This window comes from Bacillus sp. SW14, from assembly GCF_047608225.1.
Taxonomy (GTDB): domain Bacteria; phylum Bacillota; class Bacilli; order Bacillales; family Bacillaceae; genus Bacillus; species Bacillus subtilis_G.
This window is the reverse complement of the sequence record NZ_JBLKRW010000001.1, coordinates 3502236-3522588: the sequence shown is the minus strand read 5'-3', so window position 1 is coordinate 3522588 and position 20353 is coordinate 3502236. Positions and strand designations below refer to the sequence as shown.

The 20353-nt window shown below is 44.4% G+C and carries 18 protein-coding genes; 11 read left to right on the top strand and 7 right to left on the bottom strand.

Annotation, left to right across the window (positions count from 1 at the left end):
• Positions 1-14: 14 nt before the first annotated feature.
• Both ACMX2I_RS17970 and ACMX2I_RS17965 read left to right on the top strand, forming a co-directional pair.
• Complete coding sequence (locus ACMX2I_RS17970; protein ID WP_414957788.1) at positions 15-1145, top strand: DEAD/DEAH box helicase; 1131 nt, start codon at positions 15-17, stop codon at positions 1143-1145.
• Positions 1146-1214: 69 nt separating this feature from the next.
• A complete protein-coding gene (locus ACMX2I_RS17965; protein ID WP_414957786.1) occupies positions 1215-1661 on the top strand; it encodes a GNAT family N-acetyltransferase in 447 nt (148 codons plus the stop codon).
• A 54-nt stretch (positions 1662-1715) separates the two neighbouring features.
• On the opposite strand, the gene ACMX2I_RS17960 is transcribed toward ACMX2I_RS17965, so the two are convergent.
• Together ACMX2I_RS17960 and ACMX2I_RS17955 are read right to left on the bottom strand one after the other, a co-directional pair.
• A complete protein-coding gene (locus ACMX2I_RS17960) occupies positions 1716-2735 on the bottom strand; it encodes an NADP-dependent oxidoreductase (RefSeq protein ID WP_414957784.1) in 1020 nt (339 codons plus the stop codon).
• Between the two features lie 477 nt (positions 2736-3212).
• On the bottom strand, positions 3213-4433 hold the full coding sequence (locus tag ACMX2I_RS17955) for an MFS transporter (protein WP_414957783.1): 1221 nt from the start codon (positions 4431-4433) through the stop codon (positions 3213-3215).
• A 334-nt stretch (positions 4434-4767) separates the two neighbouring features.
• On the opposite strand from ACMX2I_RS17955, the gene ACMX2I_RS17950 reads away from it, so the two are divergent.
• A complete protein-coding gene (locus ACMX2I_RS17950) occupies positions 4768-6231 on the top strand; it encodes a formylglycine-generating enzyme family protein (protein ID WP_333562082.1) in 1464 nt (487 codons plus the stop codon).
• Between the two features lie 217 nt (positions 6232-6448).
• Here the strand turns inward: ACMX2I_RS17950 and yfmF are convergent, their stop codons facing one another.
• The 5 genes from yfmF to ACMX2I_RS17925 form a co-directional block, all read right to left on the bottom strand.
• Positions 6449-7249 carry a Fe(3+)-citrate ABC transporter ATP-binding protein YfmF gene (yfmF, locus tag ACMX2I_RS17945; RefSeq protein ID WP_289346674.1) on the bottom strand — a complete coding sequence of 267 codons (801 nt, stop codon included), beginning with the start codon at positions 7247-7249 and terminating at the stop codon, positions 6449-6451.
• Between the two features lie 12 nt (positions 7250-7261).
• Positions 7262-8263, bottom strand: a complete 1002-nt coding sequence (yfmE, locus tag ACMX2I_RS17940) for a Fe(3+)-citrate ABC transporter permease YfmE (RefSeq protein ID WP_414957780.1) — start codon at positions 8261-8263, stop codon at positions 7262-7264.
• The gene (fecD, locus tag ACMX2I_RS17935) at positions 8260-9261 is read right to left on the bottom strand and encodes a Fe(3+) dicitrate ABC transporter permease FecD (protein WP_087992527.1); all 1002 of its coding nucleotides are present in this window, start codon (positions 9259-9261) and stop codon (positions 8260-8262) included. The genes yfmE and fecD overlap by 4 nt, the downstream gene beginning before the upstream one ends.
• Before the next feature lie 71 nt (positions 9262-9332).
• Complete coding sequence (gene yfmC, locus ACMX2I_RS17930; protein WP_414957779.1) at positions 9333-10280, bottom strand: Fe(3+)-citrate ABC transporter substrate-binding protein YfmC; 948 nt, start codon at positions 10278-10280, stop codon at positions 9333-9335.
• A gap of 109 nt (positions 10281-10389) precedes the next feature.
• Positions 10390-10758 carry a DUF3212 family protein gene (locus ACMX2I_RS17925; RefSeq protein ID WP_414957777.1) on the bottom strand — a complete coding sequence of 123 codons (369 nt, stop codon included), beginning with the start codon at positions 10756-10758 and terminating at the stop codon, positions 10390-10392.
• A 243-nt stretch (positions 10759-11001) separates the two neighbouring features.
• Between ACMX2I_RS17925 and ACMX2I_RS17920 the strand changes: the two genes are divergently transcribed.
• The 8 genes from ACMX2I_RS17920 (at position 11002) to ACMX2I_RS17885 (ending at position 20303) form a co-directional block, all read left to right on the top strand.
• A complete protein-coding gene (locus tag ACMX2I_RS17920) occupies positions 11002-11349 on the top strand; it encodes a general stress protein (RefSeq protein WP_010330324.1) in 348 nt (115 codons plus the stop codon).
• A 193-nt stretch (positions 11350-11542) separates the two neighbouring features.
• On the top strand, positions 11543-12805 hold the full coding sequence (locus ACMX2I_RS17915) for a pectate lyase (protein WP_414957775.1): 1263 nt from the start codon (positions 11543-11545) through the stop codon (positions 12803-12805).
• A 127-nt stretch (positions 12806-12932) separates the two neighbouring features.
• On the top strand, positions 12933-14369 hold the full coding sequence (locus ACMX2I_RS17910; RefSeq protein ID WP_289346679.1) for an anion permease: 1437 nt from the start codon (positions 12933-12935) through the stop codon (positions 14367-14369).
• Positions 14370-14530: 161 nt separating this feature from the next.
• Positions 14531-16159, top strand: coding sequence for an ATP-binding protein (locus tag ACMX2I_RS17905; RefSeq protein WP_414957773.1), 1629 nt, complete (start codon positions 14531-14533; stop codon positions 16157-16159).
• Complete coding sequence (locus ACMX2I_RS17900) at positions 16131-16811, top strand: response regulator (protein WP_215798052.1); 681 nt, start codon at positions 16131-16133, stop codon at positions 16809-16811. The genes ACMX2I_RS17905 and ACMX2I_RS17900 overlap by 29 nt, the downstream gene beginning before the upstream one ends.
• Positions 16812-16813: 2 nt before the next feature.
• Positions 16814-17773, top strand: coding sequence for a tripartite tricarboxylate transporter substrate binding protein (locus ACMX2I_RS17895; protein ID WP_414957772.1), 960 nt, complete (start codon positions 16814-16816; stop codon positions 17771-17773).
• A 379-nt stretch (positions 17774-18152) separates the two neighbouring features.
• Positions 18153-19454 carry a citrate transporter CitM gene (gene citM, locus ACMX2I_RS17890; protein ID WP_414957770.1) on the top strand — a complete coding sequence of 434 codons (1302 nt, stop codon included), beginning with the start codon at positions 18153-18155 and terminating at the stop codon, positions 19452-19454.
• 54 nt (positions 19455-19508) lie between these two features.
• The gene (locus tag ACMX2I_RS17885) at positions 19509-20303 is read left to right on the top strand and encodes an MBL fold metallo-hydrolase (RefSeq protein WP_414957769.1); all 795 of its coding nucleotides are present in this window, start codon (positions 19509-19511) and stop codon (positions 20301-20303) included.
• Positions 20304-20353: the final 50 nt, after the last annotated feature.

The window sequence follows — 20353 nt, the reverse complement described above, 5'->3', positions numbered from 1 at the left end:
TGAGGAGAACAAAAATGACGCAAACTTGGCCATTTTTACATAATGCACAATCATTTATACAAGAGAATTGGAATGCTTCCGGCTTTCAAAAGCCAACTCCTGTTCAGGAAAAGGCGGCTCAGCTGATTATGGACGGAAAGGATGTCATCGCGGAATCGCCGACAGGCACAGGCAAGACGCTGGCGTACGCGCTTCCGGTCATGGAGCGGATCAAACCAGATCAGAAGCATCCGCAGACAGTGATCTTAGCGCCTTCGCGTGAGCTGGTGATGCAGATCTTTCAGGTGATTCAGGATTGGAAAGCGGGCTCAGAGCTGCGCGCGGCTTCCTTAATCGGCGGGGCGAATGTGAAGAAGCAGGTCGAAAAGCTGAAGAAACATCCGCATATCATTGTCGGCACGCCAGGCAGGGTGTTTGAACTGATTAAAGCGAAGAAATTAAAGATGCATGAAGTGAAAACGATCGTGCTTGATGAAACGGATCAACTTATCCTGCCGGAGCATCGCGAAACGATCAAGCAAATTATTAAAACGACATTAAGAGATCGGCAGCTTCTATGTTTTTCTGCCACGCTCAAACAGGAAACAGAGGACGTGCTCCGCGAATTGGCGCATGATCCTGAGGTGTTGAAGGTGCAGCGAAGCAAGGCGGAAGCTGGGAAAGTGAAACATCAATATCTGATTTGCGACCAGCGTGACAAAGTGAAGCTGCTGCAAAAGCTGTCAAGACTTCAGGGCATGCAGGCGCTCGTGTTTGTAAGAGATATCGGCAACCTGAGTGTGTATGCGGAAAAGCTGGAGTATCACCATGTCGATCTCGGCGTGCTGCACAGTGAAGCGAAAAAAATGGAGCGTGCGAAAATCATTGCCGCATTCGAAGACGGGGAATTCCCGCTCTTATTGGCGACTGACATTGCCGCACGCGGCTTGGACATTGAAAACCTGCCGTACGTGATTCATGCCGATATTCCTGACGAAGACGGCTACGTTCACAGATCAGGCCGAACAGGCCGGGCTGGGAAAGAAGGGAACGTACTGAGCCTCGTCACAAAACTGGAAGAGTCAAAGCTGAAGAAAATGGCGAAGAAGCTTGGTGTGGAGCTGAGTGAAGCTGTGTATGCAGGCGGAAAACTGAAAACGAAATAAAAAGGAGGGCGAAAAGCCCTTCTTTTTTGTTGTAAAATAATAGAAAAGGTTATGCGCGGGGGTGGGGAGATGGCTTCAATAGACAGATTTCAAATAGTGAAGGAGCCTGAGCTGAAAATCATTGAACACTGGTTCCGAAATGAGGATACCAGGCGGAGAATGGATGGGATGTTGCCATTAGATGTGTGGTATGCACGAGTGAATGAAGATGAAAACGATTCTGTCATCATGGCATATGACGGGCAGCTGCCGGCGGGAATGGTCGTTATGGAGTTCGTGGAGCAGCGGGCGTATATTGGATTGATCGTCAATCCTTTGTACCGGCTTCAAGGGTATGGAAAACAGATATTGCAAAACCTGCGTAATCATCCTGATTTGACGAGAGTACGGGAATGGGCCGCATGCATTGAAGAAGACAATCAAATTAGTGTGGCTTGCTTTCAAGCAGCGGGATTTACGTTGGAAGACACTGAACCTGATGAAGATGGCTTTCTCACTTTGATTCTTCGTAGCTGACCTCATACAAAAACAAAAGGAGGGCGAAAAGCCCTCCTTGTTTTCATTATCATATCAGCTCGGATCACTGACTTTGATCAGCTGTTTTCCTTTATTTTCGCCTTTAAACAAGCCGAGAAACGCGTCAGGAATGTTTTCGAAGCCTTCTGTGATGGTTTCCTCGTAATGAAGCTTTCCATCCTTCAGCCATTCGGCCAGCTGTTTTGCTCCTTCAGGAAAACGGTCGGAGTAGTCGCCTACGATAAACCCTTGCATCAGCGACTTCGTTTTGATCAGCTTCGATTGGACGCGGGGGCCCATGTCATCCGCTTCGCTTTCCGCATTATAGGAAGAAATGGCACCGCACACCGGAATGCGGGCAAATTCATTGAGCAGGTTCATGACCGCATCTGAAATCGGCCCGCCGACATTGTCAAAGTATACGTCGACACCGTCAGGACAAGCGTTTTCAAGTGCTTTTTGAATATCATCAGCTGTTTTGTAATTGATGGCTTCGTCAAACTGCAGCTCCTGTTTTAAATAGGCGATTTTTTCATCAGAGCCCGCGATGCCGACAACTCGCGCGCCTTTGATTTTGGCAATTTGTCCAACCGTTGAACCGACGGCTCCCGCAGCCCCGGAGACAACCACGGTTTCGCCTTCTTTCGGGCGCCCGATGTCCAGCAGTCCAAAATATGCCGTCAAGCCGGTCATTCCTAAAATGCCGAGATAGGCCGAAGCGGGAGCGAGGCTTGTATCAATTTTTCGCAAGGCAGACTCGCTTACAGCGGAAAATTCCTGCCAGCTGAGGTTTCCGATGGCGATATCGCCTTTTTTCAGATGCTCACCGTCTGACACGACTTCAGCGATCACCCCGCCAGAGAGCGGTTCATCCAAGGCGAAGGGCTCAACATATGACTTCGTATCCTGCATACGGCCGCGCATATAAGGGTCAACGGATACATAAAGCGTTTTGACAAGCACTTCCCCTTGTTTCGGCTCGGGGACCGGAATGGTTTCAAATCGAAAGTCTTCATGAACGGGAACACCTTGCGGACGTTTTGCTAATTGAATTTGTTGCTGAGATGCTGTCATTTTCATCCTCCTATCACTTGATTGACACCAATGTAACATGGAGAGGAGGAGAAATACAAAAGGTAAGGCATACAAAAAAGGTTATAGAGGAACTTATGCTTTCGACAAGCTTTTTTTGTTTTAAAAGTTCTTTTTAGTCATTTATCATTATTAGAGAACAGAAAAAGAGCTTCTGCACACCTAGCTAAGGTTGGCTAGTGTGTATGTGGATTCACCTTCATATTCTTGCAAGCATCTGCGATGGGGAGCTTAGCCGTTCACATTTTGCTTTCCCATCAATCTGCAATAGCAAAGCCTATGCAATTGTTTTACATCTGCAAAGCTTCGCTCAATTTTTTCTCTTTTATGCTGAGTTTTTCTGAAACAGACAATCGATTGTAATCGACCATTTTCTTTTGGTCAACTAAGTAATGTTTACTTATTAATAAAACACGCAAAAAAGTAAACGAACACATATTAATTAAATTTAGATGTTTATTAAAAGCTTATATGTTTATTTACCTTTTTCTTAAATTGTAATTGAGAAAACCCATATATTGCGGACACCAATAAAAGAATACCTGCTGAAACATAAACTAAACGAACCCCAAGGAAATCTGAAATAGCCCCTATAGCCAGAATTGAAAACATAAAAATGAACTGTACTAAAGAAGCCCTTGCAGACATTATATTAATTCGAGTTTGCTCGGTTGTTATGTTCTGAATAAATGTTTCTTGTGTTAGATCCCTTAAGATAAAAGCTGGCCCCATAAAGAGAACCAATAATAGTGCTAAGTATGGGTTATTTATAAAGCCGTATATTAAAGTTAAACTTCCATACGAGAAAGCACCAATTAACATAAAATTAATTAACTTACCTTGAAACCTCCCCGACAGTTTATATATTATAAATCCCCCTATCATTGAACCTAAATAGTATGCTCCATTAATAAATCCCCACCATGATTCACCTTTATGCAACACTTCGTTAACGAAAGCTAAAGAGACAGACCCTATCCAAATCATTCCTGCCCATGACTCAATTAAATCCATAATAATAATTGTTCTAAGTTTCTTTTGGCTAAATAAATACCGCCAACCACTTACTATACTCTTATTAGGAGAATTTTTTTCACGTATGACAGAATTAGCGTGGCCGTGTGGTAGACAAAATATAAGAGAAATAAGAGATGTAAACAACAAAGAGATAGTAAGTGTAATGGTATATCCCTCACCTAAAAATGCAATTATGAGACCACCTAAAGACCAGCCTACAAATTGAAAAGTTTGATCCACTGTAGATAATAATCCATTTGCCTTTACTCTTTTATCAGGAGAGATTATTTCCCCTATAATTGCACTTTTTAAAGGTGAGAACCATCCATTAAAAAAGGAAATACAGCTAATAATAATAAAGACTAAAATGAGTGTTTGATTAGAGTAAGTTCTTAATAAAGAATAGAACAAACATATTAACAACAGCATTTGTATCAATTGAGAAATAATTATTGTAAGATGCAGTTTTAATCGAATTGTTATTAATGGTAATATAGCACTTCCAAAAATACGAAAAATAATACTTATTAATGTCACCATAGAGGCGATGGTTGTTGAATTGGTCATTTTAAACAAAAACGAAATCACTACCATAGTATATAGAGAAAAACCCAAATTTGTTGTGGTCTGGCTAAATAAAATAGAATAATAACCTTTACTCATATGTATCCTCCCTTGAAATAACTTTTTCGAAAAAGAGCCTAAACATATTTAAACACCTTAAAATAACAAATGTAAAGAAAAAATTTCCTTGTAAACTATTTACTTTTATCCAATATATTGTTATTATCTATTTAAGTTCTCTGACTATTCCAACAATAATTAGAGAACTACATATCTTAATAAGGGGGGAAAACCATGAAAAAATTAAGAAAAAACTGGAGAAATTCGATTGTTAGCCCGGTTCTTTATACTAATGCAAAATGGTAGACACTCAGGGAATAGCATTTAAATGCTATTCCTTATTTAAATAAACAAATCGGGAGGTTATCGTAAATTGACTCTATTAATGCAAGATCATAAATCAATTTACAATAAAGATATAGAAATATTAATTGAAGTTGAAGAACTTATCATTTCTGTTCCAGAAAATAAAAAAAATGATTTTAAGAGTTTAATCAATAATAGAATTATGCCTCTACTAAATAAAATTCAACACCCTGTAGCAGCTGAAAATGTGTTCGGTATGTGTATTGCTTATCCGAATACTTACGTAAGGTATAGATTAATTGATTTCGTTGAAAAATGGGTACCTTATTTCTCTGCTGTAGAAACTATAATAAATCTAACACAGGACCCGGATGATTTAGTTTCTTTTAAAGCAATGGATGTCTGTGCAAATCATAAAATTGAAGAATCGGTAGCATATTTGTCTTCAATCATTGATGATGTCCGAGAAAGTATAAGTTACCCTAAAAAACCTGTGGGATTAGGGGCGCAAAAAGTATTAAGTACATTATTAGATATATTCGGTGTTGAAAAATATGAAGAACTAGTAATGCTTAAAAATTATTTTGATCAAAATGGTATCCTTCCTAATAACTTTGACTTTGAAGAAAAAATTCCGCAAAGTCTAATAGAAGAATTCGAAAAAACAGAAGAAGAAGGGATGATTTTAATTCCAGGCGGCTTTTTCGAATTCGGCTTAAATGAAAATGAAATTCCTGACAAAACATTTGATTGGAGAGATGCTGTTCCTAGACAAAAAGTATGGTTACCTCCATTTTTTATTGATAAGTATCCTGTTACAAATAAAGATTATGATATCTTTACCGAGTTCATAGAGGAAAATGGGCATATATTCTGTCATCCTAGTGAACCGCAAAATAAACAACATAGAAGAAATACATATTGGGATGATAGGTATTTAGATAATCATCCCGTTACAGGTATCGATTTTTATGATGCATTTGCTTACGCAAGATATAAGGGAAAAGAATTGCCAACAGAGTTTCAATGGGAAAAAGCTGCTCGAGGCGAAAAAGGTAATACCTGGCCTTGGGGAGATAAATTTGATCCTGCAAAGGTTCAATATGCTGGAAGTCTTTATAATGAACCCATTACTTCTTTAAAATCCTGGAGAGAAAATTTATTAAAGGCTTATACAGATACAGAATTAAATCATTTAACAAGTAATATTTTTGAACAAAATAATGAAAGTTCCTATGGAGTATGCGGTATGATCGGAGGAACATGGGAATGGACTAGAAGTGAACTTAAAACAAAGAGAGTTTTCCATCCTATCTTTAAGAATGTACCATTTAATAGTGTTAACTCATTTGCGGTTCTAAAAGGAGGATCATTCTTCTCTCACCCAGGCTTAATGTTCCCTTCCTATAGAGCAAAAGATATTCCTTTCTGTCGACACAATGAAATGGGAATTAGATGCGTAAAGAATATTCCAGTATATAAAATTAGAGAATCAATTAATGGGCCCATTACTAATAAAGCCATTTATTAATGACTTTAGGTTAGAGACTTTGACAAAAGTTTACTAAGATACAACTTTAACAAGTTGGTCAAAAAGAACAAATTTAACTTTATGTTAAGAATATCTCGTGATGAGAAGAATAACATGTTTTTTAAGTTTATCATCAATTAAATGTGAGATTGAAATATTATAAGGGAAAATGGAGGCTGTCAAGTTTCTCGACAGCCCCAGAGAAATCCCTCTCCTTTCATTTCGCCCGTAATTTCGGGCACAGCCCCGTCGGCAGGCACATGGGCTTCTGGTCGATCGGGCTTCTCATGATGCAGCATTCCAAGCCGAAGACTTCACGGAAAAACGGCTGGGTAAACACATCTTCCGGAGTGCCGGCATTGTATATTTTTCCGTCCAGCACACTGATCAGATAGTCCGCATATTGAGCGGCCTGGTTTAAATCATGGAGTACCATCACAACGGTGCGGCCGTGATCGCGGTTTAGCTTTTTCAGCAGTTCAAGCACTTCAATCTGGTGTGAAATGTCTAAATACGTGGTCGGTTCATCAAGCAAAAGTAAATCAGTGCCTTGAGCAAGCGCCATGGAAATCCATGCTCTTTGTCTTTGGCCGCCTGAGAGGGCATCCAGTGTCCGTTCTTTCAGCTCAATCATTCCCGTTGCTTTCAGCGCCCACTCTACCATATCGTGATCCTCTTGGGTGTGCTTGGATAATAGCTTTTTATGAGGATGTCTGCCAAAATAGCATAATTCCTCCACTGTCAATCCTTCAGGCGCCTGAGGCGATTGAGGAAGAATGGCCAGCTTTTTGGCGACTTCTTTTGACGGCTGGCGGTGTATATCTTTTCCTTCCAATAGGACCGTACCGCTTTTTGGAGCCATCAGCCTGGCGAGCGATTTGAGGATTGTTGATTTCCCGCAGCCATTGGCACCGATAAGCGCAGTGATTTTTCCTTCTTCTATCTTTAAGTCGACTCCGTCAATAATTACCGTGCTGTCATATGAAAGAGTGAGCTGGTCTGCAGCCAGTTTTCCCATGGTATCCTCTCCCTACTGTTTCCTCGCTTCGAATTTCAATAAATATAAGAAATAAGGCGCGCCGATCACGGCTGTTAATATTCCGGCAGGTATTTCAACCGGAGGCATGATGCTGCGCCCTAACGTATCTGCAATTAATAAGATAATAGCACCAATCAATGCCGATGCAGGCAGTAAATATTTAGCTTTTTCTCCGGTAAGCCGTCTGGCGATATGCGGGGCAAGCAAGCCGATAAAACCGATTGAGCCGACGACGGCTACACAGCTTCCCGCCAGTGCAACCGCGGTGAAAATCAGAATGAACCGCAGCCGGTTTGCGTTTTCGCCGAGACCCTGAGCAAGCTCATCACCGAGTGACATAAGATCCAGTTTCGGTATGAGAATGCAGATGATCGGCAAAAGAATCAATAGCCATGGCGCAAGCAGCTTGACTTCTTCCCAATTTCTTCCCCAGAGGCTGCCTGTCAGCCAAATGAGTGCAGCATTCACGTCGCCCGGAAACTTGACCATCATATATTGCATCCCGGCATGGCAGACCGCGCCTAATGCGATGCCTGATAAAGCCAATGAAGAGGGCTGAATGCCTTTTTTTCGGGCGATCATTAACAATAGTACAGCAATAATGGCTGCTCCGGCAAATGCAGAGAACGGAAGCACGTACACCGGCGATTCAGGAAACATTAGAATCACTGCCATCGCCGCGAGTCCGGACCCCTTTGAAATGCCGACAACGTCAGGGGAAGCGAGCGGATTGCGGATGACGCCCTGCAAAATCACTCCGGCCGCGGCCAGTCCGGCACCGGCCAAAATCGCTAAGAGTATCCGTGGAAGGCGGTATTGCTGGATGATGAATTCAAAGGATTGATCCATGCCAAGCAAATTCGTCACCACTGCATCCGGGGAAATGTATAATGCACCGAAGCCGATGCTGATGATAGACAGAACGATCAGAAGCACGGCCAATATGAGTATCGCCAGCAAGGGGCGTTTTTGCTTTCTGGTTGTTTTCTTCATTTCAGATTTCGCCCTTTCCTTGCCAAATATAAGAAGAATGGTGTTCCGATAATCGCGGTGACAATGCCGACCGGTGATTCATAAGGAAAGGCGATCCATCTGGCCAGAACATCTGCGTACACCAGCAAAATAGCACCGAACAGCGCTGAAAACGGAAGCACATATTGATAATGTTCTCCGATTAGCTTGCGGACAATATGCGGAACGAGCAGTCCGACAAAGCCGATCGGCCCGGCGACGGCTACGGAAGCGCCGGAAAGAATTAAAATGACAAAACTAATCAGAATCCGGATGCCGTTCATATTTTGCCCAAGCCCTTTTGCCGTTTCGTCACCGAGACCGAGAACAGAAATAGAACCGGAAAACATGAGGGCCAGCCCGATGCCGATGACAGAAAACGGAGCGATGGTCATGACGTCCTGCCAATTGCTGCCGTCTATCGCGCCTGTCATCCAGTACAGAACATCCTCTCCCGACTCATTTAAAATAATGATGGCCTGTGTCATGGAGGAGAGGAACAAATGCACCGCCATTCCTGACAGCGCCAGCTTGACAGGTGTCATTCCGCCGGATGAGGCAATCGTATACACAATCGCGCCTCCTGCGGCCGCACCCGCAAAAGCGAATACAACGGAGGAATAGGGCGATGCCGGCAGAATGACGAGAGCGGCAACAACAAAAAGAGACGCACCCGCATTTACACCGAAAATTTGAGGCGAAGCCAAAGGGTTTCTGGTCATGGCCTGCATCAGCGCCCCTGCTACGGCCAGGCTGGCGCCGACGAAAACGCCGATTAATGTGCGGGGAAGGCGAAGAGTAGAGATGATGAGCTGTTCCTTTGAACCGTCCCATACAAAAAGGTATTTCAATGAATCTATGATGCTGATATCTGAGGCTCCTACTGAAAGATTCAGCCCAAGCCCGAATATCAAAATGATTAGTGCGATGAGGAACATCATCAGTCTTGATGATGAACGCCGTTTGGCTGAATGATACAACAGTCTCACTTCCTTACTGCGTCTAGTTGCAAAAACGAAGAAGCAAGGATATCCCCTCGCTTCTCATTGTCCTACTTATTATACACTTTTTTAAGCACGTCTTTGGCGCTTGTTTCACTAGACTTGATGCCTCTGAATCTTGTCCAAGTGTCACGGTCCGCATCATAGACTTGTCCGTTTTTCACCGCTTTGAGATTTTTCCAGAGCGGATTCGTTTTCCATTCATCTACAATGGTCTTGCCTTCATTGGCTGAAATGAACAAAATATCCGGGTCGATTTTGCTTAGTTGCTCGAGGCTGACCTCTTGATAGGCGTTATCCGATTTGACAGCGTGTGTAAAACCGAGCATTTTAAAGATTTCTCCGTCATAAGATGATGACGTATGAAGCTGGAATGAATCTGCTCTTGCAACCCCGAGGACGATGCTGCGGTCTTCATCTTTCGGAAGTTCCGCTTTTAGATTGTTGATGACTTTGTTGTGCTCGGCAAGCTTTTCTTTTCCTTCATCTTCTTTATTTAAGGCTTTAGCAATGGTTGTAAAGCTGTCGATCGTTTCGTCATATGTCGCTTCCCGGCTCTTTAATTCTATCGTCGGGGCGATTTGTTTCAGCTGTTTATAAATGTTTTTATGGCGCTCAGCGTCAGCGATGATTAAATCAGGCTCCAAGGAACTGATGACCTCCAGATTCGGTTCGCTGCGTGTGCCTACAGATGTATAATCAATTGAGCTGCCGACAAGCTTTTTAATCATATCTTTTTTGTTGTCATCGGCGATGCCAGCCGGCGTAATGCCGAGATTGTATACAGCATCCAAGAATGAAAGCTCAAGGACAACCACTCGTTTAGGTGTGCCGCTTACTGGTGTTTTTCCTTCTTCGTGCTGGATCACTCTGGATTCCTTAGACTTGCTTTCGCTGCTTCCGCTGTTATTCTGGCTGGATGAACAGCCCGATACAATGAAGCAGGCGATTAATAAAACACTCATGATGGCAATCAACTTGTTAGAATAGGTGCGCATGTCATTCTTCCTTTTTTTAGATTTAGTAATGAGAATCATTATCATATGTAAACACTATAATAGCATGACTCATCATGTCAATATTTTTTAAATAAAGAAAGATGCGGGCTTACTGCTTTTTCATGAAAGCATCATCAGACACAAATAAATGGTATACAGCATTGCCGTGTCTGCGGGATAAAAACGCATTGGCATTGGCTTTAGAGGTTTCAAGCATGTCAGCGTTGGCATATGGAAGGAGAGCGCCGAGATAGCCGGTTAATTTCTTTTCTATTTCTTCTGAGAGTGCGAATTCAATGTCGCCAATATTCATGATAATCGAGAAAACAAAGTCGATATTGATTTCAAATTTTTCCTCAGCAAAGACCGCCAGCTCGTGAATTCCGGGTGAACAGCCGGTCCGCTGATGGAAAATCTGTTTGACTAAATCACTCACAATCCATGCATTGTATTGCTGTTCTGGTGAAAAGTATTGCATTAGACATACCTCCTGCTTGTACGGATAAAGACAGCCATTCATGATCGTTTGCTCCGTGCAGCGGTTTCTCTTTGATTTTGACTTTTCTGAAAATATACGTCGTTCCTATCACTTTACCATGGGCGCAAAATAAATGGCTACTACCATTCTTCCTGTTTTTCTCCTCAATGTTCTGGAATCTGTTTTATCAATATGCGAACGGGTATAAAAGAAACATAGAAAACATGAAGGAGGAATGTTGAAATGAAACCAGTTGTAAAAGAGTATACAAACGACGAACAGCTTATGAAGGATGTGGAAGAATTACAGCAAATGGGTGTCGCGAAAGAGGATGTATATGTCTTAGCTCACGACGATGACAGAACGGAACGGCTGGCAGACAACACGAATGCCAACACGATCGGAGCCAAAGAAACGGGTCTCAAGCACGCGGTAGGAAACATGTTTAATAAAAAAGGAGACGAGCTCCGCAATCAAATTCATGAAATCGGCTTTTCTGAAGATGAGGCCGCTCAATTCGAAAAACGTTTAGATGAAGGGAAAGTGCTTCTTTTTGTGACAGATAATGAAAAAGTGAAATCCTGGGCTTAAAGCAGGGATATAACCCAAAAGGCAAACTTTGGCCTTTTGGGTTTTTTGCGGTCTTTGCGGTGTATGGTTTGCAGAATGCCGCAATAAGATAGCGGAACATTTTCGGTTCTGCATGCCCCTCAATTTGCTATTATAATCTTTGTGAGAAATTGGAATATAATCTCACAAAATAGAAATTGGGGGTTCATAGAGAATGAAAAAAGTGATGTTAGCTACGGCCCTATTCTTAGGGTTGACTCCAGCTGGCGCGAACGCGGCGGATTTAGGCCATCAGACGTTAGGGTCAAATGATGGCTGGGGCGCGTACTCGACCGGCACGACAGGCGGATCAAAAGCATCGTCCTCGAACGTGTATACCGTCAGCAACAGAAACCAACTTGTCTCTGCATTAGGCAAGAAAACGGATACGACGCCTAAAATCATTTACATCAAGGGTACGATTAACATGAATGTTGATGACAATCTGAAGCCGCTTGACGCAGATGATTATGCTGACCCAGAGTACGATTTGAACAAATATTTAAAAGCTTATGATCCAAGCACATGGGGCAAAAAAGAGCCTTCCGGCACACAGGAAGAAGCCAGAGAACGTTCTCAAAAAAACCAAAAAGCAAGAGTGATGGTTGACATTCCTGCGAATACAACGATTGTCGGTTCAGGGACAAATGCCAAAATCGTGGGCGGAAACTTCCAAATCAAGAGTGATAATGTCATCATCCGCAACATCGAATTCCAGGATGCTTATGACTATTTTCCGCAATGGGACCCGACTGACGGTAGCTCAGGAAACTGGAACTCACAATATGACAACATCACAATAAACGGCGGCACGCATATATGGATTGACCATTGCACATTTAATGACGGATCCCGTCCTGACAGTACATCACCAAAGTATTATGGAAGAGAATATCAGCATCATGACGGCCAAACAGATGCTTCTAACGGCGCCAACTATATCACGATGTCTTACAACTATTATCACGATCATGATAAAAGCTCCATTTTCGGATCAAGCGACAGCAAAACCTCCGATGATGGCAAATTAAAAATTACGCTTCACCATAACCGCTACAAAAATATCGTTCAGCGCGCACCGAGAGTCCGCTTCGGGCAAGTGCACGTATACAACAACTATTATGAAGGCAGCAAAAGCTCATCCGGATATGCTTTCAGTTATGCATGGGGAATCGGCAAGTCATCTAAAATCTATGCTCAAAACAATGTCATTGACGTACCGGGACTGTCAGCTGAGAAAACAATCAGCGTGTTTAAGGGTGGAACGGTTTTATATGACTCAGGCACATTGCTGAATGGCACGCGGATCAGCGCATCAGCTGCAAACGGGCTGAGCTCTTCTGTCGGCTGGACACCATCTCTCCACGGCACAATCGATGATTCCGCGAATGTGAAATCGAATGTTATATCTCAAGCGGGCGCGGGTAAAGTAAATTAAGAAATGAAAAACACAAAGGGCAGCTCACCTTTGTGTTTTTTTAATTAATTAAATTATTTATTAATTTAGTTAAGGAGTAGAATGGGAAAGGGGATTAGAAAACAAGTATATAGGAGGAGATCTATTTATGGCTTCAGAAAAAGACGCAGGAAAACAGTCAGCAGTAAAACTTGTACCATTGCTTATTACTGTCGCTGTGGGATTGATCATCTGGTTTATTCCCGCTCCGTCCGGACTTGAACCTAAAGCTTGGCATTTGTTTGCGATCTTTGTCGCGACAATTATCGGCTTTATCTCCAAGCCCTTGCCAATGGGTGCAATTGCCATTTTTGCATTGGCGGTTACTGCACTAACTGGAACACTATCAATTGAGGATACATTAAGCGGATTCGGGAATAAGACCATCTGGCTGATCGTCATCGCATTCTTTATTTCCCGGGGATTTATCAAAACCGGACTCGGTGCGAGAATTTCGTATGTATTCGTTCAGAAATTCGGAAAAAAAACCCTTGGGCTTTCTTATTCACTGCTGTTCAGTGATTTAATACTTTCACCTGCTATTCCAAGTAATACGGCGCGTGCAGGAGGCATTATCTTTCCTATTATCAGATCATTGTCCGAAACATTCGGATCAAGCCCGGCAAATGGAACAGAGAGAAAAATCGGCGCCTTCTTATTAAAAACCGGTTTTCAGGGAAACCTGATCACATCTGCCATGTTCTTAACGGCGATGGCAGCGAACCCGCTGATTGCCAAGCTGGCCCATGATGTCGCAGGGGTGGACTTAACATGGACAAGCTGGGCAATCGCCGCGATTGTGCCGGGGCTTGTAAGCTTAATCATCACACCGCTTGTGATTTATAAGCTGTATCCGCCGGAAATCAAAGAAACACCGGATGCGGCGAAAATCGCCACAGAAAAACTAAAAGAAATGGGACCGTTCAAAAAGTCAGAGCTTTCTATGGTGATCGTGTTTCTTTTGGTGCTTGTGCTGTGGATTTTTGGCGGCAAATTTAAAATCGACGCAACCACCACCGCATTGATCGGTTTGGCTGTTCTCTTATTATCACAGGTTCTGACGTGGGATGATATCAAAAAAGAACAGGGCGCTTGGGATACGCTCACTTGGTTTGCGGCGCTAGTGATGCTGGCCAACTTCCTGAATGAGTTAGGCATGGTGTCTTGGTTCAGTAACGCCATGAAATCATCCGTATCAGGATTCTCTTGGATTGTGGCCTTCTTAATCTTAATTATTGTATATTTCTATTCACACTACTTCTTTGCAAGCGCGACAGCCCATATTAGCGCGATGTATTCAGCATTTTTGGCTGTGATCGTGGCAGCGGGCGCACCGCCGCTTTTAGCAGCGCTAAGCCTCGCATTCTTCAGCAACCTGTTCGGGTCAACGACTCACTACGGCGCTGGAGCCGCCCCGGTTTTCTTCGGAGCAGGCTATGTTTCGCAAAGCAAATGGTGGTCCATCGGATTTATTCTTTCGATCGTCCATATTATCGTATGGCTTGTGATCGGAGGATTATGGTGGAAAGTACTGGGGATATGGTAGAAAGAAAAAGGCAGACGCGGTCTGCCTTTTTTTATATTCACTCCATTCAACGAATCTACATTCCTCCAATATTTTGCCCTTTTCAAGATAATGGATTTTGAAAAATAAGAAAATTACCTATGAAAAATGGTATGATCTAGGTAGAAAGGACGGCTGGTGCTGTGGTGAAAAAGCGGTTCCATTTTTCTCTGCAAACAAAAATAATGGGGCTGATTGCGGCTCTGCTGGTTTTTGTCATTGGTGTGCTGACCATTACGTTAGCCGTTCAGCATACACAGGAAGAACGAAGACAGGCTGAGCAGCTTGCGGTTCAGACGGCGAGAACCATTTCCTATATGCCGCCGGCTAAAGAGCTTATTGAGAGAAAAGGCGGACATGCGGCAGAGGCGCAAGAGGTCATTGAACAAATGAAAGAACAGACTGGCGCTTATGCTATTTATATTTTGGATGAAAAAGGAGGCATTCGGAGCGCCTCGGGCAAAAACGGCCAAAAGAAGCTGGAGCGCAGCAGAGAAATTTTGTTTGGCGGCTCACACGTTTCTGAAACAAAAGCGGATGAACGGCGGGTGATCAGAGGGAGCGCCCCGATTATGAAAGAACAGAAGGGATACAGCCAAGTGATCGGCAGCGTATCTGTTGATTTTCTGCAAACGGAGACAGAGCAAAGCATCAAAAAACATTTGAGAAATTTGAGTGTGATCGCTGTGCTTGTGCTGCTGCTTGGATTTGCCGGTGCCGCCGCGCTGGCGAAAAGCATCAGGAAGGATACGCTTGGTCTTGAGCCGCATGAGATCGCGTCTCTTTATCGGGAGAGGAATGCAATGCTTTTCGCGATTCGAGAAGGGGTTATTGCTACCAATCGGGAAGGCGTCGTCACGATGATGAACGTGTCGGCTGCTGAGATGCTGAAGCTTCCCGAGCCTGTGATCCATCTTCCTATTGATGATGTCATGCCGGGCGCCGGGCTGAAGAATGTGCTTGAGCAAGGAGAGATGCTGCCGAACCAGGAGGTAAGTGTCAACGATCAAGTCTTTATTATCAATACGAAAGTGATGACTCAAGGCGGGCAGGCGTATGGGATTGTCGTCAGTTTCCGGGAGAAAACAGAGCTGAAAAAACTGATCGACAAACTGACAGAGGTTCGCAAATATTCAGAGGATCTTAGGGCGCAGACCCATGAATTTTCAAATAAGCTTTACGCGATCTTAGGGCTGCTTGAGCTTGGGGAGTATGATGAAGCCGTTGATCTGATTAAAGAAGAATACGCGATACAAAATGAACAGCATGATATTTTATTCAAGAACATCGATTCACAGCAGGTACAGGCGATTTTGCTGGGGAAAATGGGCAAAGCTTCGGAAAAAAAGGTCAAGCTGGCTATCGATGATAACAGCTCGCTCGCGCCTCTTCCTGCACATATCGGCTTGTCCCATCTCATTACGATTATCGGGAACCTAATTGATAACGCTTTCGAAGCTGTAGCCGATCAAAGCGTGAAGGAGGTATTGTTTTTCATCACGGATATAGGGCATGACATTGTCATCGAAGTATCGGACACAGGGCCCGGTGTGCCGCCCGATAAGATGGAAGCTGTGTTTCAAAGAGGCTTTTCTTCAAAGGGGATGAAGAGAGGCTACGGTCTGGCCAATGTCAAAGACTCAGTGCATGAATTGGGCGGCTGGATTGAACTGGCGAATCAAAAAACTGGCGGTGCGGTATTCACTGTATTTATACCGAAGGAGAAACAAAGGGGGAATCCATTTGATTCACATCGCGATTGCGGAGGATGATTTTCGGGTTGCGCAAATCCATGAGAGATTGATTGAACAGCTTGATGGATTCAAGGTTATCGGCAAGGCGGCAAACGCCAAAGAAACAATGGCGCTTTTGGAGAAACAAAGGGCTGATTTGCTTCTGCTGGATATTTATATGCCGGACGAGCTTGGGACCACATTGATACCTGAGATACGAAGGCGTTTTCCCGAAGTGGATATTATGATTATCACAGCAGCAACAGAAACCCGGCATTTACAAGAAGCGCTCCGGGCCGGGATAGCCCACTATTTGATCAAACCCGTAACGGCTGACAAGTTCAGACAGGTGCTGCTTCAGTATAAAGAAAAAAGGAAGCTACTTTTGTCTCAGCCGGAGGTCAGCCAATCTTTAATCGATCATATATTCGGGAACGGTGTGAAGACATCTTTGCCGGCAGAGGATTTGCCGACAGGCATTAATTCGATTACACTGCGAAAAATTAAGGAAGCGCTTCGGAATGCGTCAGAAGGATTGACAGCGGAAGAGCTTGGGGAAAAAATGGGGGCGTCACGAACGACTGCCCGCCGCTATGCAGAGTACCTTGTGTCAAAGGAAGAAGCAAGAGCCGAGCTTGAGTACGGGATTATCGGCAGGCCGGAGAGAAAATATTATTTGGCGGCGGATTAGATATGAAAAAATGTATGATTCTATTGATTGCGCTATTGCTTTTTATGCAGGGTGACATCCGGCAGGCGGCTGCGCCGCGCCTGCCGGACGGGCCGGTTGAAATTGTCGTCCCCGCCGAGCCTTCTGGCGGCTGGGATGTCACAGCGCAGGCGATCCAATCCGTTCTGCGGCAGAAGCAGATCGTAAAGGGTGAAGTTCATATCGTCTATAAACCGGGCGGCGGGGGAGATAAAGGCTGGAAGTATGTCAACAAAAGCAGTAAACAGACCATCAGCATGACGTCCAGTTTAATCCTGAGCAATGATCTTCTCGGGCAGAGCAAATTAAAAACGGGCGATTTTACCCCGCTTGCCATTCTTTCTAAGGAATGGCATACGGTTGCTTTGCCAAAAGGATCGGCGATAGCAAACGGCAAGGATTTGCTGAATAAGATTAAGATGAATCCCGGTAAGGTAAAAATCGGCTTTGCGCCGGGGTTTGGCAATGATGATCAGCTTTCGTTCGTCAGAGCGGCAGATATGTACGGCATTGACCCTTTTAATATTCAATTTTTGCAGTATGAAAGCAGTGAACAGCTCATTCAGGCGCTGATCAGACATGAGATAGAAGCGGCTTCAATGACACTTTCTGAAGCGAAACCATATGAGCGGCACGGAGATATCACGTTAGCTGCTGTAACGTCTGATAAAAGACTTTCCGGTTTCCCGGACGTACCGACGTGGAAGGAGCAGGGGATCCCGTTTGTGTTTTCTCATTGGAGAGGGATTTTGGGCCCGAAAAACATGTCGGAGGAAGAGATTTCTTACTGGGATCAAGCGCTAAAGAAGGTCACATCTTCGCCCGAGTGGAAGCGGAAAATAAACGAACAGGACTGGGAAAGCTTTTATTTGAACAGCAGGGAAACGAAACGGTTTCTTGAACAGCAATCCGCTTTTTATCAAAGCATTATGACAGGAAATTAAGATCCCGGCATGTCCGGGATTTTTTTCGTGTCGAAAAAACCTCGCATTCATTGTCAAGTCTGCGCGTCGGTGCTCACCAGTTATGAAAGGAACAGCGGCTAATCGCTCGGGCGTCCTGCATAAACGCCACCGTCATCACATCCTGTGAAAGTCTGCTCCAATGCTCGCCTTTCCTAGACTTCAAAGGGTATCAATCACGCTATCTTTTTATGTGCCCAGAAATGATCAAAAAGAACATAACGGTTTTTAAAATTTAAAAATACAAAAAAAACAAATTATTTACTTGTGATTGGTTTTCCCATACGATGGCAAAAAGGCAAGCAAAAAGGGGAGTAAGGGAGAAAAAAATGTAAGCGGATTCATTTAAGGGGGAATGGATGTGTTAGCAATCTTAGGCTTTCTCATGATGCTCGTATTTATGGCATTGATCATGACAAAACGGCTCTCTGTACTGACAGCGTTAGTTTTGACGCCGATTGTGTTTGCGCTCATCGCCGGATTTGGATTTACTGAAGTCGGGGACATGATGATTTCTGGGATTCAGCAGGTAGCGCCGACTGCGGTCATGATAATGTTTGCGATTTTATATTTTGGAATTATGATTGATACAGGACTGTTTGATCCTGTGGTTGGGAAAATCTTAAGCATGGTCAAAGGCGACCCGTTAAAAATTGTTGTCGGGACCGCGGTTCTCACGATGCTCGTCGCCTTGGACGGGGATGGCTCGACCACTTATATGATTACGACAAGCGCGATGCTTCCGCTCTATCTGCTGCTTGGCATCCGGCCGATTATCCTGGCGGGCATCGCGGGTGTCGGCATGGGGATCATGAACACGATTCCGTGGGGAGGCGCGACGCCGCGGGCGGCGAGTGCGCTGGGGGTTGATCCGGCTGAGCTAACAGGGCCGATGATTCCTGTCATCGCAAGCGGGATGCTTTGTATGGTTGCGGTTGCGTATGTGCTTGGAAAAGCAGAACGAAAACGCCTTGGCGTCATTGAACTGAAACAGCCGGCCAATGCCAATGAACCGGCAGCTGCGGTTGAAGATGAGTGGAAGCGGCCGAAGCTATGGTGGTTCAATTTATTGTTAACGCTTTCTTTGATAGGATGTTTAGTATCGGGTAAAGTCAGTTTAACCGTACTGTTTGTTATTGCGTTCTGCATCGCACTGATTGTGAATTATCCAAACCTTGAGCACCAGAGACAGCGCATTTCGGCGCATTCCACCAACGTGCTTGCGATTGGCTCGATGATTTTTGCTGCGGGGGTTTTTACAGGGATTTTGACAGGCACCAAAATGGTTGATGAAATGGCGATTTCGCTCGTGTCTATGATTCCAGAACAAATGGGCGGGCTGATCCCGGCGATTGTGGCCTTAACAAGCGGCATTTTCACATTCCTGATGCCGAATGATGCGTATTTCTACGGGGTGCTGCCGATTTTATCAGAAACGGCCGTCGCATACGGTGTGGATAAAGTGGAAATTGCCAGAGCTTCTATCATCGGCCAGCCCATTCATATGCTGAGCCCGCTTGTCCCGTCCACTCATTTGCTTGTCGGACTTGTCGGGGTTTCTATTGACGATCATCAAAAATTCGCATTGAAGTGGGCGGTTCTCGCAGTCATCGTCATGACGGCTGTTGCTCTATTGATAGGCACCATCTCTATTTCCGTATGATAATTCAGGCGTAATGACATACACTAACGGCATCAACATACCGGAGGTGTCTTCATGAGTGATCCTTATATGCCGCTGACTTCAGTCAGAAGCGGAACGGGGTTTGAAGCGGCAAAAGGAGTGCACGGCTTAACTGTGCAAATTGCGAATGTTTATTTTATTCAGCTGCCTTCTGAACCTCACTCATTTGTTTTAATTGATGCCGGCATGCCTCAATCAGCCGACATGATAGTCAATGAAGCTAAACAACGATTTGGCGATGATTTTCAGCTCAAGGCGATTATCCTTACACACGGGCACTTTGATCATATCGGGGCAATCGAAGAGCTTCTTGAGCATTGGGATGTTCCTGTTCATGTCCATTCTCGGGAAATGCCTTATGTAACAGGTAAAGAGGATTATCCTCAGGCTCGTCCTGACAGCAAAAGCGGGCTGGTTGCCAAGCTGTCGCCGCTGTTTCCGCGGCACTCTATCGATATTTCGTCACAAGTGCAGGCACTGCCGGAAGACGGCTCTGTTCCGTTTCTTGAGGAGTGGGTGTGGATCGCGACCCCGGGACACACGCCAGGGCATATTTCGTTGTTCCGCGAGGACGGGCGTGTGCTTGTGGCAGGCGATGCTGTCATAACAGTGGAACAGGAGAAAATGGCTGACGTCTTGATTCAAAAACAGGAGCTTCATGGGCCGCCGGCTTATTTTACGCCTGATACAGAGACGGCAGCAGAATCCATTCAGAAGCTTGCCGGCCTTGAACCGGAAGCGCTGCTGACCGGGCACGGCATACCGATGACCGGCAAAAACTTTCGCAGCGACTTAACTGAATTGGCAAATCGCCTATCGTCTCTTTGACACCCGCACACGCGGGTGTTTTTATTGTTTTTCCAAGAAGATGCAGGGAA

What these genes read in the sequence shown, in the direction of transcription:
- ACMX2I_RS17970 (WP_414957788.1), top strand. Translation starts at nt 15, where the DNA reads ATGACGCAAACTTGGCCATTTTTACATAATGCACAATCATTTATACAA.
- ACMX2I_RS17965 (WP_414957786.1), top strand. Translation starts at nt 1,215, where the DNA reads ATGGCTTCAATAGACAGATTTCAAATAGTGAAGGAGCCTGAGCTGAAA.
- ACMX2I_RS17960 (WP_414957784.1), bottom strand. Translation starts at nt 2,735, where the DNA reads ATGACAGCATCTCAGCAACAAATTCAATTAGCAAAACGTCCGCAAGGT.
- ACMX2I_RS17955 (WP_414957783.1), bottom strand. Translation starts at nt 4,433, where the DNA reads ATGAGTAAAGGTTATTATTCTATTTTATTTAGCCAGACCACAACAAAT.
- yfmF (WP_289346674.1), bottom strand. Translation starts at nt 7,249, where the DNA reads ATGGGAAAACTGGCTGCAGACCAGCTCACTCTTTCATATGACAGCACG.
- yfmE (WP_414957780.1), bottom strand. Translation starts at nt 8,263, where the DNA reads ATGAAGAAAACAACCAGAAAGCAAAAACGCCCCTTGCTGGCGATACTC.
- yfmC (WP_414957779.1), bottom strand. Translation starts at nt 10,280, where the DNA reads ATGCGCACCTATTCTAACAAGTTGATTGCCATCATGAGTGTTTTATTA.
- ACMX2I_RS17925 (WP_414957777.1), bottom strand. Translation starts at nt 10,758, where the DNA reads ATGCAATACTTTTCACCAGAACAGCAATACAATGCATGGATTGTGAGT.
- ACMX2I_RS17920 (WP_010330324.1), top strand. Translation starts at nt 11,002, where the DNA reads ATGAAACCAGTTGTAAAAGAGTATACAAACGACGAACAGCTTATGAAG.
- ACMX2I_RS17915 (WP_414957775.1), top strand. Translation starts at nt 11,543, where the DNA reads ATGAAAAAAGTGATGTTAGCTACGGCCCTATTCTTAGGGTTGACTCCA.
- ACMX2I_RS17910 (WP_289346679.1), top strand. Translation starts at nt 12,933, where the DNA reads ATGGCTTCAGAAAAAGACGCAGGAAAACAGTCAGCAGTAAAACTTGTA.
- ACMX2I_RS17895 (WP_414957772.1), top strand. Translation starts at nt 16,814, where the DNA reads ATGAAAAAATGTATGATTCTATTGATTGCGCTATTGCTTTTTATGCAG.
- ACMX2I_RS17885 (WP_414957769.1), top strand. Translation starts at nt 19,509, where the DNA reads ATGAGTGATCCTTATATGCCGCTGACTTCAGTCAGAAGCGGAACGGGG.